This is a genomic window from Bradyrhizobium sp. UFLA05-112, from assembly GCF_053572325.1.
Genome location: NZ_JBANBK010000024.1, coordinates 35,520 through 50,855, shown reverse-complemented (window position 1 = coordinate 50,855; position 15,336 = coordinate 35,520). Strand labels below are relative to the sequence as shown.

The following is a 15,336-nucleotide window of genomic DNA, read 5'->3' as shown; positions in this document are numbered from 1 at the left end:
GCCTAACTCCCAGGGACACCGCCGTGTCAGTGCCGCCCACTCCGTTCTGGCGAGGGCGGCGCGCCGCGCCGTTGAAGGATCCCCCAGAATAGATCCTCCTCCTTTTTTGCTCGCGGTCATTCGAGCCAAACCAGCCAAGCTTGATGCCTGCTCGGCGAAGCCCGTCAAAATAGACCGCGACACCTCTACTTTTGCCGGCAATACCGGTTGCCAGACAGAGGACCACGATCAATACGGCCGACGATCCAAAAGCGCTGAGATTCTCCGATTTGTGGGCTGTCGCAGCGAGTATTGCAGCCGCGCGGGCCGCCGCCGCATATTTCCACTGCCGACATCTATCCGGCGGTGGAAAATGGCACCATCGCCACGGTCGAGGAGTTGAGACGATGACCGAGGCTTTGCCTCTATAGCGTCGCGCTCACGCCCGCACTCAATAATTGCGATCTCCGGCCCGCGGCGGGTGCTGTTCTAGATGTCCGCACGCGGCAATCTGCCAGTAAGCAAATGGAGCGCCTCGAACAAATAGTAACTACCGAAGATGAGTTCCGCATTGCTGACGTAGTCCTCGGCGCGAGAATCCTCGCGCTTGTTGAAACATCCTTCGACCAGCATGCCAGGCAAACGTTTATCGTTCTTGTCGACCGGAGTGAGATGACGTTCGACGAGCGCCAAAGCGGTCCGTTCTCCGGCTTGCCGATATAGTTGCCGCTTGCTTTCAGACGGCGCAATCGAACTCAACTTTAGAAAAGCCGACGCCATGAAGGCGGTAGCGGCAGTGTCTCGCTCAACGTTGGGGGCTTGCGGATCGTCAAAATCCCAGTATGACACGCGGTCAGCTGGCACATGGGCGATCCACCAGTCGGCTCCCTTCATGGCGGCCTGAAGCCACCGCTCTTCTGGGCCACCGGACAAGTAACTCATCGTCGAGCAAACGACCCCCCACGCCTGTGCTCTCGCCCAGACGCTGCTCTCGCTGTAGCCTTTGTGCGTGTAGCGCCGTAAGATCTCTCCAGTCGCGGGATCAAGCGATGAGGACTGCACGAATGAGCCGTCCTCGCGCTGATGAAGTCCCAGCACCTTGTCGGTATGATTGGCGGCGACCTCACGCATTTCTCGGTCATTGGCGGTTCGAGCCGCCCAAAACAGCAACAGTGAGACGACCAAGCTATCGACACTGCTTGCAGTCGCTCCTACGTCCGAGCCCTCCTCTGCATTCGCGCCGAGGGGTACCAGGCCTAGCTTCGGATTATACCGCTGCTTGAGGTCTCGCGCCGCTGCGAGGCCGAGCGCCCGGGCGTGCTCGCTGCCGGCGAGCAGCGAGCCCAGTCCAGCCCCGTAATAGAAGGTCGCGGCCTTGAACGCGGTGTCGGCCGTAACGCGCGGCGCAAGGCGCGCGCAACCTTGCTCCGCGAGAATCCTGAACCGCTCGCCGCCATTCCCGCGAGAGGCAAGCCAAAGCATCCCCAACCAATATCCGCCGGTCCAATCCCCATTCGCAGTTGTAATCCAAGTGCCGCTTTCCGGGTTCGCCCAATGTGGATAGGCGTCCCCTACCTGCCGAGCCGTATCTTCGATACGCCCTACCATACGTGCGATCGGTTCTTCCCAGTCAGTCCTCATCAACACTCCCCATGAAAATTCAGAAACAGCTGCTCGAAGCTGGCGATCAAGTCAGAATCTCACGACGATTGAGATATATCAATAGCAAATTGAGTTAGTCTATAGGCGTAGCAATCTCGTATTGCGTCAAAAGGTACCCCAGGGGCGTCAAGACTGTCCTTCGTCATCACGGGAAGAAGCGAGATCCTCCTACTCGTGATCTCGAAGCGCCGCAGACACGCAGTCGTGATCGGGGTCGCGCGATAAGGCCTCGATCCACTCGACGAGGGGCTTCTGGTCTTCGCTGCCGACACAAGAGGATCGAGGAACCCGCATTCGTTGATCATGGTCTTTTGCAGGCAAGCCATTTGCTTGCCGATCGGAGCACGCGAGCGACATCACCGCCGGCGAGGAGTCGAGGTCGCTGCGGACCATATCGAGTAATCGGCCTCGATCGGCGCTTCGTCTGAGAGCGTACTGAGGCTGCGCAGGCGAGCAGTTGGATCTGCGCGGTTTGGCCCGTAGGTCCTCGTCGTCGAGGTCGCGGACCCGGTCTTCGGCACCACGTCGAGATCGAATCGTCCGTCGAGGTGCGACAGGGAGCTGGATCAGGACAAAGCGGGCAGCATCAGGGATTCTGTCGTCGTTTTCGTCCCGAAGAGTTGGCAGCAGCTCGGCTGTGCTCACCAAGCCAGCGTTCGCCACCATTCCCAATTCGGCCATGCAGACGTGCACGGCATTGTCAGGCTGCTACGCTGCCTGATCAATATTTCCCGCGTCCGCAAATCATGCCGGCGGCTTGTTGTTCGGCAGACTTCGCCGGTAGGAACCGCATTGCAGGGATCGCCTCACAAATCGCTTCTGCATCCGCGGCATCCGACTTGCTCGGCTGACATAAGGCTTTACGTAGGCTGGCACATGCGGACCAGGCGCCCAGTGATCTGGCGTGCCCAGAGTCGGCCCTTCAAAAGCCATGGAAAACATTCTGCCAGAATGAACGAATCCCTGAACCATTCTGTCGTGGCCAGGGTTGTGATTCCACTACCAACATATTATTTGGGGCCCAATGCTCATATGTTCTAGTCGGGTTCGCCGCCTTGTAACAGGGGATCGGCTAACCTAATGATCAAAGCTTGGCTAGATTTTCCAATATTTGAATTGTTCGCAGTCCTCTTCGCCTTTTACGCGACGACTGGCGCTGTCATTGTGATCGCGAGTTTCAGCCCCGCAACGGTCGTGCCGGTGCGCCGCATAGAAGGCGTGGTCGCTCCGTTTTTCGGCACGGTCGGAGTTTTGTTTGCGTTCCTGACCGGATTTCTGGCCAACGATATAACCGATCGCAACCGCCAAGCGACCCGCGCGGTACAGTCAGAGGCGGCGGAACTGCGCAATATCTATGCTGTTAGTATCGCGTCCGCCTCGGACATGGGCGGCCTCCGCTCAGTACTGGCAAAATACGTCGCCGCCCTCGTGGACGACGAGTGGCCGGCGATGGCGCAGGATCAGGCGGCCAATTCGGTTAAGTCCGCCTACGACGCCTTGCTGCGAGAGGTGAGCGATCCGCGGATCGCTCAAACAGCGGGCGGGGCGGTGCAGACTGCCTTGCTAAATGCCGCAGTCAGAGCGGGCAGCGCGCGTTCCGAACGGCTCGCGTTGGCCTCCGACCGCACGTTCGATGCCAAATGGATTCTCGTCCTGATCCTTGGCGTGGTGACACAGATATCAATCGGGTTGGTGCACCTGAAGAAGCCCGGTGCGCAAATTGCGGCGCTCAGCGTGTTCTCAATCGCCGTCGTGATGGCGCTGGGACTCATTGGTCTCCAAGAGCGTCCTTTTTCCGGTGATATCCGAGTAGAACCGGGGCCTCTGGCAGAGGTCGCCAAGATCCCAGCGGAATGATGCATCATGCAAACCATTCCCGCGTGGACGCAGCTGGGAGATTTCTTGCTCCCCGCTCTCAGCACCTGCGCTTGAGCATGTTCCCTTCTCTAGCAATGCACCTATCCGACTCAGATGATTGCGTGAGTGCCACAGACGCCGACCTCCAAATGTCTTTGCATTCAAATTTTGGACGCCGATCCCGTGGCTTAGGGGACCCGACCATTGGTGTTGAGCCTGTGCGCCGGGGATCGAACTATTCACGCTGCGGGAGAAGGGCCTGGTCTCCCAGCTCGAGGACAAGTGCAAAGAGAGCGACGTTCCGAGCCTGTCGATCATCGGCCCGGTGATGCAGTTGTTCGAGGCCTATCTTGGCGCCGCAACGACGGGTCGCGTCGGTGCCAGCCGGCGTGCTTCTGACAGTCGGCGTCGTTCATGGTCGGCCCCTTTCAGATCTCGATGATGAGCTTCTCGTTGAAATTCGGGTTGTCACAGGTCCGGTGCTGGCCAGGCCATGGGCCGTAGCCTTTGGCATTGCTGAGGACGCGGGTTTTGCCGATCACGGCGTCGAAGGATTCATGGGTGTGCCCGTACAGCCATAGATCTGCTGGCCGCAGCTCGTTCTTGTCCTCTGTTGTCGACTGAGGACTCATCAACGACCTCAGATCGCTGCGATAAGCGACCATCAAAAACTTTTCGAGCGTGGGTCGGAGGTCTGGATCGTGGAGATCCGCGGGAGCCGGCACCGGCGCGTGGTGCGTGGCGATCACCAACTTTTTCTCGTCGCGAGGCTTGCGCATCTCGGCTTCCAAGAACGCCAGCGAACGCCGGTGCCTGGCGAGCGCGTGCGGGGGCCGAAAGCGCTCTACGTAGTGGCCGACCCGGATTTTCTTGAAGTCATTCATGTGATCGGCGGCGACTGCCATTCCGCGATGCGCGTCGCCGAAAAGCGCGAAGTCGGTCCAGAGCGTCGCGCCGGCGAACGTCACGTCGCCGATGCGGATGGTCTCGTCCTGCAGGACATGCACATTCGTGCCGGCAGCCGCTGCCTTGGCCTTCTCGAGCGTGCGGTCGATATCGGTCCCGTAGGCTTCGTGATTGCCCATGATGTAGATCACCGGCCGATCAGGCACGCGATCCAACAGCCAGCGGACGCCGCGCTCAGCCCTCGGCACCAGGTCGCCGGCGACCACCATGACGTCGAAGGCGGGGCGCGCCTTGCCGGACGGCGGGTCCCAGCCGCGGGTGAGTTCGATGTGCAGATCGGACATGACCCAAAGGCGCACGGTGCTACTCCTCGGTCCGGAGGGAGGCGTGGTCGACCTCCGTGAAGGCGTTGGACTCGCGGACGTAGCCGCGGCAGGTGATAAACGAGCGTCCGCAATGCCGAATTGACTAAACCAGTAGATGTTTCATATTCATCGCGGGGTCTGCGAGAGCCTCTGCCTTGGGGCTAATTCCGCGGCTTATCATCATCTCGGCAAAACGCACTTCTCTCGCTACCGTGCCCAGGTTCCCAAATCCGCATGCGGCCACCAGACGGCCGTCGGCGGCGAGGTAAAACAGGAGCTGGCCCCTCGTGCCGAGGTTCCTGACTACGGGGATTTCTCCGTCTGGGCACAGGCCGACGATTTGCAATGTCTCGTCGTATTGATCCGACCAAAACCAGGGAACGTCGTCGAAAGGACGGTTCTCGCCCAGCATGTTCGCTGCCGCCACCACACCTTGTCGCTGTGCGTTGCGCCAGGCCTCCAGCCTGACCCGCTTTTGATAGAGGCGATGCGGAAACGAACAGCAGTCCCCCGCCGCGAAGATGTGCGGATCCGAAGTCACCAGCGTGTCGTCCAGAACGATGCCGTTGTCGACAACCAGTCCTGCCGCTTGCGCAAGTTCGACATTCGGCGTCGCACCGACCCCAACGATCACCAGGTCGGCCCCGTGTGAGCGACCACCGGTTAGCACCACGCTGGAGTGCCCTTCACTGAAGTCGACCCGCTCAACGTTTGCGCCTGTCTCAATGCGCACCCCGGAGCGTTCGTGCTTGGCCCTGATTAGTTTTTCCATAGGAGGTGGTACTGCCCGCATGAGTAACCGCGATCCTGCCTCGAGTACGACCACCGAAGCCCCTCTTAAGACCGCGCTCGCGGCAACCTCGAGCCCGATAAAGCCGCCGCCGATCACAACGACCTTGCGTCCTTGGCCAATAGTGTTGCGGATGCGAGTGGCATCCTCATACGTCCGCAGCGTCGCGACCCTCGTTCCTTCAGCGATCGGAACACTCAGACTCCGAGGTCGAGCTCCCGTGGCTAGGAGGAGCCGGTGATACGCCATCCTTGACCCGCTTGAGAGCGTGACCACATTAGCCGCGCGATCAATCGCAACCACTTCGTTTCCCTGGAGATAATCGATCTCCAACTTAGCGAGGCGTTCTGCCGTCACAATCGGCTTGGGTCCAGGGGTCATCTCGTCGGTCAGGATCGCCTTGGATAGAGGCGGACGCTCATACGGAAGCATAGCTTCGTTGCCGATTAAGGCCACGATGCCTCCCCAGCCGCCTTCGCGCAGGGCGACGGCAGCGGCCGTACCAGCTTCGCCCGCCCCAACGATCACCATTGTGGACTGGTCGCTCAAGCAGCTGAACCATTTCCGAGCGCAGGCTGTGCATCGTTTGCCGCGCTCTCGAACAGGCCGCGCACCAGGGATTTGAGTAAGAGAGCCTCCTCCCAACGATCAGTGGTGTCGTTGCCATGGCGATCGCTAATGGCATAGGGTTGCGGGCCAAGTTCGCAGGTAAAAGTGAGACGGGCACCCGCGCCGGCGCGCCTTCGCCAACTGTTGAAGCCGTATTTCCACCAACCAAGAAACAGATCCAGCCAGATTTTGTGCTGGGGGAAAGTGATCTCGACCTGAATTTGCTCGCGAGACGCCACACGGCCATGAAAAGCCCAGGTACGATCGAGTACCTGCCGCACCAGTGCTTCGTCTTCGTCCGAGATCGGATACCAGAATTCGCGCCCTAGCAAGATGTGCGAGAGATCGGCAAGCATGCGCATCCCAGGAACCTGGTCCATCAGGTCGAGTGTGAAGAGGAGATCCGTCGTCATCCTGTTGCGATGCGTCTCGAAGTAGATCGCCATGCCCGCCTCTTGCGCCACCCTGATCCAGCCCTCCAGCAGTGGGATACAGTCGACGACACGGCGCGGGCGGATGTCAGGCTGGACGTTGAGATGCAGGGCGTCGAGGTGGTGAGCAAGGTCAATGGCCGCTTTCAAGTGATCGGTCGTCCGCGGGAAGCACATACCCTCGACTGCCAGTCCTGAGCCGGCCAGGGCGCGCGCAATCAGGGCGACCCGTGCAGGATCGGCGCAGGAGGTGCTGATGCCGTCGAAGCCCGCTTCCTGGATCATCGCTATGTTATGGTCGATAGAACGCTCGACCCCATCGGGTTGGCGTCGTTCCATCGCCCACAGGGACTGTAGTATAAGCAAGCTCTGCTTCGACATCGTCGTGCTTTTGACTTCAGAGCTTGATGAAGACGGTACCGTTCTCGACCTTCACCTCGTAACTGCGCAGGTCAACACATGCAGGCAATGCGCGCGACTCGCCGGTGCGGTAATCGAACGTCCCGAAGTGCTTCGGGCACTCAATGATTCCCCCATCGACAATGCCGTCCGCAAGATGGACTTTCTCGTGAGAGCAATGGCCGTCAATCGCGAAGTAGTCTCCCTCCGGAGAGCGAACAATTGCAAACGTACGGCCGCCGTGATCGAGGCGAACGGTCTCTTCGGGCATCAATGCGTCAGTGGCGCAAGCCGCTACCCATTCATCCTGACTAGTCATTTACATCTCCTCTGAGTCAAACTCGCAGCAACTGCGCCGATGCCGTGGCAAGATCCGCGGGCCGGCGGCGCCAATGTTGCTGGTGGGTGGAAGGGAAGTTGCAGTATGTAGCCATCGTCCATCAGAAGTCGGAAAGACCGTCCGATCTGCCTTACCAATTTCAGGACTAATTGCCGCGCGCCCACTTCTTGGCCTTTATGCGCTTATACATCCTCTCGTCGGCTTCGGAAGAACCGTCGTGAGCTGTGCCGAACCACTCGTCGAGCGGGATGCGCCGCTCTCCATAATTCACTTCAAAATACTTGTGATGCAGGTAGTGATAAAAGTTGTCTGTGCTGATGGCTTTTGCATCGTCCATGACCACCCGGTCGAAACCGGTGTGAGACTTCGCAGGCGACAACCCCGCGTGCATGAGCTGAAACATTGCATGCACCGGATGGGAGGGCAGGACGAAATGGATCAGCACGCCCGTAAAATAGCAGATGTGCTCGAGTGTAGATGCTGACAGGCCGGACCAAGGTCCCGGGCTGTCTCTTATACACATTTCCGAAATCGACGTACGGCAAATAGCCGTTAGCGTACATCCACCAGGTAAGGGTCTCGTATGCGGTCCATACCGGCACGCCGCTACACATAGTCCAAAATACGTTTTCAGCTGTCTGGCTTCCGAACAGGAAGGTAGTGTTGTCGGTGTCGGGCCACTTTGCGTTATATTTGAAGTTCGTTTGTTGACGTCGTTGGACATAAAGGATGAAGTGGAAGGCGCCATAGACAAGGACCGTTAGCCCGGCATTGCGCAGAAGGATGAGCGAAAGCCATTCAGTGTGGAATTCCCGCATTGTATCAAGCGCCGGTGTCAGATAGATCCACGATACGAGCGAGATCGCGAAATAGAGGGTATTCCAAGGCAAGAGATACCCCGGCAACCAACGAAGAATTTTCTTCGGCTGCACCGGCCAGACAAAAATCGGCGCGCGTTCCGGCCTCTTGTTCGGCGTCCAATTACCGCGTTTGTCGCGCGTACCGTATAAGATGTCATCCATATTTGCCTCCGCTCCGCCGGATTTTTTGACGTGAGATGCTCGCCTACCTGGGCGAAATTCTTCAAGTACCGACAAATCGTAATTTCGTCTGATATCGCTGCCCCAGCGTGCCAACGAGGATCAAAAACCTCCTTGCTCCAGCGCTGACAAGAATGCTGCGAATTCATCGTCGTCGATCTGCGCGGATTCCTGCGGTCCCGGAAACGCATTCGCATTGACGTCGGCGCGGAATGCACTGAGAGCTTTCACACGCTCTTGTTTGAGGCCCTCTTGTATGGCCTGCAGGTTTCCATAGGTCCGAGCGTGCCGGGGACGCCGGCCTTCCTCGCCACATATGTCTGCGGTGAAGAGAAAGATCACCTCTGCATCAGGTCCGGAGCCAAGCGAAATCGTGACCAGCCGGCTCCGCCGGCGGATCTCTGCCATGACTCTGGCCGGAATGACCTCGCATTCGACGGCAAACGCGCCGGCCTCTTCTAGACGGCGGAAGCGATGGAACAGCTCCAAAGCTTCATCTGCTTTCTTGCCGAACGCACGAAGCTTTCCAACCCAGGTCGATTTCCTCGGAACTAGCCCCAGATGACCAACGACCGGAATATCTTCGGCCGCGAGCATAGCGACGGTCGCCATGCCGCGCGCTGTGATCACGGCGTCTGCGCCGTCGGTCAACGCCTTTAATGCGGTGCGTAGGATATCGTCCTGGGTTGCGGCATCGGCAAAGCCGAGCGCCGCCGTGACGAAAAGCTGCTTCGAGCCCTTGCGAACGGCTTCCACGTTGCGGGCGCGGGTGACCAGCATCTCGATACCAGATTGTTCCGCAGCTGCTGCCTCGTCCGCCGTCTCAGCGGTGACTTGAGTGTAGCGCCTGCCGGAGTCTTTGGCGCCGCGCAGGTCGGCCACCGTCACTGTGCGCTGGGCTTCGCGTGCGGCCCAATCGTAAATCCGGGGCATCTTGCAATTCAGCTCTCTAGCTTCGTGCCAAAGTTCCAACGCGCCCGCTGGTCAAAGAATTCCGGACGGAAGACTTGCCACCAGGCAGCGGCGTATCGTCCTTCGGCCGAGTGTCCAAAAAAGTCGCCGAGCCGCCGGTGGCGACCGCGCACATGGTTCGACGCGCGGGACGCCCTGCAGCGATGGCAAGATCAGGCGTATAGGAGCGCGGCAAGTTTCGGCATTCTGGCTTACAGACGATCCTCACCTCGCTGCGATTCCTCTTAACGTTGGCCCGGGCAACTCGACATCCGGAAGCTTTGTGGTTTAGGTCCATCCTGCTTTCCTTCAACTCAAGGCGGAGAATTTACGATACATCTCGTCGGCTGCTCTGCGCGTTGCCATGCCAGGAATGACCCCGAGCTTCGTGCAGACCAGGGCACCGCAGCAGACCCCGAAGCGCGCGGCCTCGATCACATCGTGGCCTTCGGCCAGAGCCACGGCGAAGCCGGAATTAAACGCGTCGCCTGCGCCCGTCGTGTCCACTACGTTGACCTCGGCAGCCGGGATGGCTGCGTCGATCGCGTCGGTGACGACGAGCACGCCGCGGTCGCCAAGCGTTACAATCACGTTGGCGGCGCCGCGTTTGCGCAGTATCTCCACGAGCTCGCGTGAGGGCCGCGGATCGTCCGGCCGCAGACCGAGCAGAATACGAAGTTCACTTTCGTTCGGCGTCAGGTAATCGACCAACGGGAAGATCTCATCCGGAAGCGGCACGGCGGGGGCCGGATTGAGGATAGTCGTTTTGCCGTGCTTGCGGCCTAGCTCCATGGCTCGCATTGCTACCTCGACAGGAGGTTCGAGGACTGCCATGACGAGGTCGCTTTCCCGAATACGGCCCTCGGCACGATCCACAAAAGCTGCATCCATGGCGTTGGTGGCGCCATAGTCCATGATGATAAAGTTCTCACCACGCTCGTTGAGAATGATGAAGCCCACCGCCGTCGGACTTTCGGCGATTTGGTTGACATGCGTGGTGCCAACGCCTTCGGCCTTGTAGAGGTCGGCCGCGATATCGGCGAACTTGTCTTTCCCGATGATGGCTACCAGCGACGAATCCGCGCCTAGTCGCGCAGTCGCAACCGCTTGATTCGACCCCTTGCCCCCAGGCCCCATATCGAAACTGCTGCCTAACATCGTGACGCCGAAGACCGGGATGTTCGGAGCGCGAATGGTAAGTCCCACTGCGAAGCTGCCGACCACGGTGATTCTCGGTTTACTCATCAATTCCTCCCTGAATGTGCCTGAAGCCAGCGCGATGGTGTCGATTGCCTTCACGATATCGGCAGCGGAAGAGAAGAAACATCCTTGCTCGGCGTGTGTTGGCGCAGTTCGCGGGCGGTGAGTATCGGCACCGGCTCCCCCCTGAATCCTCGCAGCAATTACTCAGGAATACAAAACGTGCATCCTGGATGCCGATCGGCGAGTTTGATTGTTAGTCGTTATCTGCGAGCGTAGGCATGGAATTCGCGGGTGGAAATGGACAAAGCACGCTTCGGTTTATATAAAACACGCATGGCATTATTACCGCAGCGCACAGTTTTTCCGGAAAGCTATCAGTACGTCCTTCCTGACGCCGCCTGGACTCGCTGCGCCTTTACGGTGCTTAGGGCTGGCAAAGCCATCACCGCGCGCGACCACCACATCGCGCGAGACAACTATCCGGGTCAGGACATTCTGTACTGCACAGCGGGACGTGGCTTCGTATCCAGCGAGGGCAGGACATTCATTGTTGGGCGCAATCAGTTGATTTGGATTGCCAACGAGGCGCCACATGCGCACTGGCCGGACGAGAGCGATCCCTGGACCGTTCTATGGGTAAGGATCGACGGACCGAACACGCCGGCTATTCGCCAAAAAGTGTTCGGCACCGGCGCAACCCTCGCAACGATATCGGCACCGAAAGACCTCGAACGGTGGTTCGGAAACCTGTTTGATGTCTTGCGCGCCAGAGATGATAACGTTGACTTGGCCCTCAATCGCCTCGTGGCGGAACTGCTGCACCTCATCGCAGCACCGTCTAAGCAAGGTGATTCCCGTCTCCCCGCTCCATTGCGGGCCATCGTCTCAAAGATGCGGCAGGCACCGGAGCGATCTTGGCATGCCGACGAACTGGTCGCGGTCACGGGCCTGAGTGCCGCACAGACGCGGCGGCTATTCCAAAGGCATCTGCAGATCAGCCCAAGGCGCTGGCTGATCCGAGAGCGCATCATGATGGCGCAGAAGCTGCTCTTGGAAAGCGACGCCGGGCTCGGTACCATTGCCGAACGCTGCGGTTTCTGCGACGTCTATCACTTCAGTCGTGAGTTTAAACGTAGCACCGGCACCAGCCCTCGAACTTGGCGGCGCGCCGAAGGAAGTTGAACTGGCGTTCGCACAGTTTTCATCGAAAGTATTATCTGTTCGCGTCTTTGTCGTTTCGTGATCAAGCGCTTTGACGGCGCTGTCGTCTTTCCCTGCTGTGAATGCGTCTAAGTCTGCTCGTTGTCGCGATCTCGTGCTCAATCCGGTCGCAACTGTGACGTTCAACAGAGGAGATCGTTAGGCCAACGTCAATGTGCCTCCGATCGCATCCCGATGAAACGGTTCGCCTGCCGTTGAAACTTCGTCGAAATGGCGATGCGCTAAAAAAATCGAGCGCGGTTGAGCGTTATGTATGACGACTTGTCAGAATCGCGACACTCGGTCGAACCGGCGACAGAGGCTTGATAAGAATACGCAAAAGAAATCATCACTTACGGTTTGGCACGCGCTTTGAAATGCCGTGCACTATCTCTGGGTCTCTTCCAAGAACAGGTGATATTGGAATGAACGTGCCGAATTTGACGAAGCGAGCAAATACCCTAGGAACCGACAAGGGAGATGAGGTTGGCGACGCACATGGCTACACCAGCTTCTACTCTTTTCTATTCGAAGAATTCCGCGACGAACCTTTCACGATGGTCGAGATTGGATTGCAGCATGGGTACGGCTCTCTCGATCCCGGTGCGTTGCTCGCTCGCAAGGTCTACGACATTCCGTCCATCAAGATGTGGCTGGAGTTCTTTCCCAAAGCCAACATCGTCGGCTGCGACATCTCCGATTTCAGCGCCTTTGAATTGGACCGATTCCGTTTCGAGCGCCTTGACATGGGAGACGCGCTAGCCCTGGAAAGACTTGCGAGCTCACTACCTCCCGTAAGGATCATCATCGAAGATGCTTCGCACGCAGCTTACCACCAGCAGCTTGCTCTCGGAAAGCTGTTCCCGATCGTTGAGCCAGGGGGCTTTTACTTTATCGAGGATCTGCATGCCACGCACGCGATTGCCGCAAGGCTACCGGTCTGCGATCCGACTGAGGCCGTGGTTGAGAAGTTCAAGCAAACGCGTCAGTTCGACATTCCGTTTCTGAGTGGAATCGAGCGCAGAAATCTTGAGACCTCGATCCGGAAAATGTTTATCCACCGCAACGATAAGGGGGGCGTCAGCGACTGGACCTTGAAAATGGTTGGATTTGAAAAGTATTAGAGTTTGAATTGCGTCCTTACGTGATCCAAGGTGGTTCCCTGTCATTGATCGCCGGCGGAAGCAATCTCGTTTACGCCGGCATCTTTCAAGAACTGAGCCAAGATCGTCCGCGAACTTTAGTCATGACAATCGTGGCAGGGGCATTCTGCTGCGGATGCTGCGTAAGCTCGGCAGCCGTAGATCGAAGACTACACTGAAGACGAGCATGGGGCTTCAGTGGGGCCGCGAAGATGGTGCATGCAGACCAGCGACACCTCGTTGGCAGTAGCTGCGCAGCACCTTCACTGCCTCTACCCAACCTTACCCAACTGCGCGCGTCACCAACCTTATAGCCGGCCTCCGCCCGGTCTAAGGGTGCCTGGTGTAAAATGATCGGGGAGGAAGATCGTGGCTCACCATTGCACGGACGACCAGAGGTCAGTCCGGGATGGTAGTCCATCCAAGCTGCGCGCGGTCGCGATCGTGGCAACGCTGGATACCAAGGGCCGCGAAGCGTCCTATCTCAAAGATATCATCGAGGCATGTGGCCGCAAAGTCGTCCTGATTGACATCGGCACCTCCGGGTCGGCTGCGAGGACAAAACAACCCGATCGTAATGGCGCTCGTGTCGTCTCGCCGGCCGAGCTCCTGAAGGAGATAGCCGCAACGACGAGCGAAAGGGTCCGTGTCCTCCTGGCAACGGGCGCCATTGGCGCGATTGTCGGAATTGCCGGTGGCAAGGGGAGCGCAGTTTTCGGCGAGATCGTGGCTGATTTGCCCTATGGCTTTCCCAAGCTGCTCGTGAGCAGTGCAAGGCCAGCGCTGCTCGCTGAATTGGCCGTCCATAGCGACATTATCCTCTATCCAACGCTCGTCGATCTCTTCGGGATTAACACCTTTACCGAACGGGTATTGGAGAATGCGGGGAGGGCCATTGCGGCCATGAACTATGCGCCCACGAAGTATGGACGGAAAAGGAAGGTCGTTGCCATCACGGCTTTCGGCGTAACGACGCCTGCGGCAAATCACTGCGTGGCGCGCCTTGCCGAGGCTGGCGTAGATACGGTTGTCTTTCCTGCCAACGGGGCCGGCGGTCGCAAAATGGAGCAGTTGATCGCGGCCGGCGAATTCGACGCTGTGATCGATCTGACCACAACGGAGCTGGCCGACGAGATTGTTGGAGGCACCGCCAGCGCCGGTCCGGATCGACTCAAAGCAGCATCGCACATCCCGCAAGTGATCGCGCCTGGTGCGGTCGACATGGTCAATTTTGGTCCGCCATCAAGCGTTCCTGATCAATTTCGCGGCCGCCAGCTGTACTCCCATACGCCCTATACGACTCTCATGCGCACAACTCCTTCTGAAAACGCGAGCATCGGCCGGCTCACGGCCGAGCGGCTATCGCGGGCAAAGGGGCCTGCAATTGTGCTTTGGCCCGCGGAAGGTGTTTCCGATTATGACCGCGAGGGCGGTATTTTTCGCAATCCCGACGCTGACAGTGCTTGGCTCGAGGCGGTCAAGGCTGGTCTCGCGCCGAACATTAAGGTTCGCGAACTGAAATGCCACATCAATGATCCCGAATTTGCCGAGAACGCCACGACGTGGATCCTCGAGCGGTTGGGGCAAGGGGCTCATTGCGATGCGCATGTTTGAGCGAGCCGAAATCCTTTCCAGGATCGGCCAACAGGTCGATCAAGGAAAAGCGGTTCTTGTCGCCGGGAGTAGCTGCGGCCTGGTTGCGAAGTGCGCTGTCCTGGGAGGCGCCGACATGCTGGTGGTCTACAGCACCGGGCTGTCCCGTCTCATGGGACTTCCCACGAGCCGGATCGGTGATTCGAATGCGCGTACCCTCGATCTCGCAGCAGAAATCCGCAACGTTGTTTCTTCCGTACCTGTCATAGGCGGCGTTGAAGCGTGGGATCCTCTTCGGCTCGACCTTGATGCCCTTCTGGACAAGTTTTGGGCGGCCGGCTTCTCCGGCGTGATTAACTATCCGACCATCTCCACCATGGGCGAAAAATGGCGTGACCGCCGCGGTCGGGTCGGGCTTGGCTTTGAACGTGAGCTCGAAATGATCGCGACTGCCCGCAAAAAAAACCTCTTCTCGCTGGCCTATGTCGCAAGCCCGGAAGACGCCAAGGCGATGGCGAGCGCAGGAGCCGACTGCATCGTCCCGCATGTTGGCGCGACCCGTGGCGGGCTCGCCGGGCATGAAGAAGGCCAGTCGATACAAGAGGCGATCAGGCGCATCAATAACATCAATATCGCAGCGAGAAGAGTACGCTCGGACGTTGTCCTGCTTTGCCATGGCGGGGCAATCGCAGAGCCGCAGGATACAGTCGAGGTCTATCGGTCGACGAAGTGTGTCGGCTTCGTTGGCGCATCCTCCATTGAAAGGATCCCAATTGAGCGGGCAGTGAAGACGGCGGCAGAGCAATTCAAAGCTGTCTCGCTTCCACGAAATCACTGACGCTCATGGGCAAATCTTGGAGCAAGGCCGG

General features: G+C 58.7%; 13 protein-coding genes and 2 pseudogenes. 6 read left to right on the top strand and 9 right to left on the bottom strand.

The features are described 5' to 3' along the window. Positions 1-468: 468 nt before the first annotated feature. The gene (locus SO180_RS16320) at positions 469-1,461 is read right to left on the bottom strand and encodes a hypothetical protein (protein ID WP_449379854.1); all 993 of its coding nucleotides are present in this window, start codon (positions 1,459-1,461) and stop codon (positions 469-471) included. An 872-nt stretch (positions 1,462-2,333) separates the two neighbouring features. Next, a pseudogene (locus SO180_RS16315) lies at positions 2,334-2,514 on the bottom strand (IS110 family transposase); the annotation flags it as partial. A gap of 207 nt (positions 2,515-2,721) precedes the next feature. On the opposite strand from SO180_RS16315, the gene SO180_RS16310 reads away from it, so the two are divergent. Beyond that, the gene (locus tag SO180_RS16310) at positions 2,722-3,498 is read left to right on the top strand and encodes a bestrophin-like domain (protein WP_449379853.1); all 777 of its coding nucleotides are present in this window, start codon (positions 2,722-2,724) and stop codon (positions 3,496-3,498) included. Between the two features lie 220 nt (positions 3,499-3,718). Next, a pseudogene (locus SO180_RS16305) lies at positions 3,719-3,880 on the top strand (phosphoenolpyruvate synthase regulatory protein); the annotation flags it as partial. 46 nt (positions 3,881-3,926) lie between these two features. Here SO180_RS16305 and SO180_RS16300 read toward each other — a convergent pair. The 7 genes from SO180_RS16300 to SO180_RS16270 all read right to left on the bottom strand — a co-directional run bounded on the left by SO180_RS16300 (position 3,927) and on the right by SO180_RS16270 (position 10,628). Beyond that, positions 3,927-4,748, bottom strand: a complete 822-nt coding sequence (locus SO180_RS16300; RefSeq protein ID WP_449379896.1) for a metallophosphoesterase — start codon at positions 4,746-4,748, stop codon at positions 3,927-3,929. Between the two features lie 124 nt (positions 4,749-4,872). Then, complete coding sequence (locus SO180_RS16295; protein ID WP_449379895.1) at positions 4,873-6,090, bottom strand: NAD(P)/FAD-dependent oxidoreductase; 1,218 nt, start codon at positions 6,088-6,090, stop codon at positions 4,873-4,875. 14 nt (positions 6,091-6,104) lie between these two features. Next, on the bottom strand, positions 6,105-6,980 hold the full coding sequence (locus SO180_RS16290; protein ID WP_449379852.1) for a sugar phosphate isomerase/epimerase family protein: 876 nt from the start codon (positions 6,978-6,980) through the stop codon (positions 6,105-6,107). A gap of 16 nt (positions 6,981-6,996) precedes the next feature. Next, complete coding sequence (locus tag SO180_RS16285; RefSeq protein ID WP_449379851.1) at positions 6,997-7,317, bottom strand: MocE family 2Fe-2S type ferredoxin; 321 nt, start codon at positions 7,315-7,317, stop codon at positions 6,997-6,999. A 166-nt stretch (positions 7,318-7,483) separates the two neighbouring features. Continuing rightward, on the bottom strand, positions 7,484-7,861 hold the full coding sequence (locus tag SO180_RS16280) for a sterol desaturase family protein (RefSeq protein ID WP_449379850.1): 378 nt from the start codon (positions 7,859-7,861) through the stop codon (positions 7,484-7,486). A gap of 619 nt (positions 7,862-8,480) precedes the next feature. Next, positions 8,481-9,266: a 3-methyl-2-oxobutanoate hydroxymethyltransferase gene (locus SO180_RS16275; protein WP_449379849.1), complete on the bottom strand. Its 786-nt coding sequence runs from the start codon at positions 9,264-9,266 to the stop codon at positions 8,481-8,483. A gap of 372 nt (positions 9,267-9,638) precedes the next feature. Continuing rightward, positions 9,639-10,628, bottom strand: coding sequence for a ribokinase (locus SO180_RS16270; protein ID WP_449379848.1), 990 nt, complete (start codon positions 10,626-10,628; stop codon positions 9,639-9,641). A 201-nt stretch (positions 10,629-10,829) separates the two neighbouring features. On the opposite strand from SO180_RS16270, the gene SO180_RS16265 reads away from it, so the two are divergent. From SO180_RS16265 to SO180_RS16250, 4 genes are all read left to right on the top strand, one after another. Continuing rightward, a complete protein-coding gene (locus SO180_RS16265; RefSeq protein ID WP_449379894.1) occupies positions 10,830-11,714 on the top strand; it encodes a helix-turn-helix domain-containing protein in 885 nt (294 codons plus the stop codon). 443 nt (positions 11,715-12,157) lie between these two features. Further along, positions 12,158-12,856 (top strand): hypothetical protein, encoded by a 699-nt coding sequence (locus SO180_RS16260; RefSeq protein WP_449379847.1) that lies wholly within the window; start codon positions 12,158-12,160, stop codon positions 12,854-12,856. 387 nt (positions 12,857-13,243) lie between these two features. Then, on the top strand, positions 13,244-14,488 hold the full coding sequence (locus SO180_RS16255; RefSeq protein ID WP_449379846.1) for a Tm-1-like ATP-binding domain-containing protein: 1,245 nt from the start codon (positions 13,244-13,246) through the stop codon (positions 14,486-14,488). After that, on the top strand, positions 14,475-15,305 hold the full coding sequence (locus SO180_RS16250; protein ID WP_449379845.1) for a phosphoenolpyruvate hydrolase family protein: 831 nt from the start codon (positions 14,475-14,477) through the stop codon (positions 15,303-15,305). The genes SO180_RS16255 and SO180_RS16250 overlap by 14 nt, the downstream gene beginning before the upstream one ends. The last annotated feature ends 31 nt before the right edge of the window (positions 15,306-15,336 follow it).

Coding starts and splice junctions, on each gene's coding strand:
- SO180_RS16320 (WP_449379854.1), bottom strand. CDS start 1,461: ATGCTTTGGCTTGCCTCTCGCGGGAATGGCGGCGAGCGGTTCAGGATT.
- SO180_RS16310 (WP_449379853.1), top strand. CDS start 2,722: ATGATCAAAGCTTGGCTAGATTTTCCAATATTTGAATTGTTCGCAGTC.
- SO180_RS16300 (WP_449379896.1), bottom strand. CDS start 4,748: ATGTCCGATCTGCACATCGAACTCACCCGCGGCTGGGACCCGCCGTCC.
- SO180_RS16295 (WP_449379895.1), bottom strand. CDS start 6,090: ATGGTGATCGTTGGGGCGGGCGAAGCTGGTACGGCCGCTGCCGTCGCC.
- SO180_RS16290 (WP_449379852.1), bottom strand. CDS start 6,980: ATGTCGAAGCAGAGCTTGCTTATACTACAGTCCCTGTGGGCGATGGAA.
- SO180_RS16285 (WP_449379851.1), bottom strand. CDS start 7,317: ATGACTAGTCAGGATGAATGGGTAGCGGCTTGCGCCACTGACGCATTG.
- SO180_RS16280 (WP_449379850.1), bottom strand. CDS start 7,861: ATGTGTATAAGAGACAGCCCGGGACCTTGGTCCGGCCTGTCAGCATCT.
- SO180_RS16265 (WP_449379894.1), top strand. CDS start 10,830: ATGGACAAAGCACGCTTCGGTTTATATAAAACACGCATGGCATTATTA.
- SO180_RS16260 (WP_449379847.1), top strand. CDS start 12,158: ATGAACGTGCCGAATTTGACGAAGCGAGCAAATACCCTAGGAACCGAC.
- SO180_RS16250 (WP_449379845.1), top strand. CDS start 14,475: ATGCGCATGTTTGAGCGAGCCGAAATCCTTTCCAGGATCGGCCAACAG.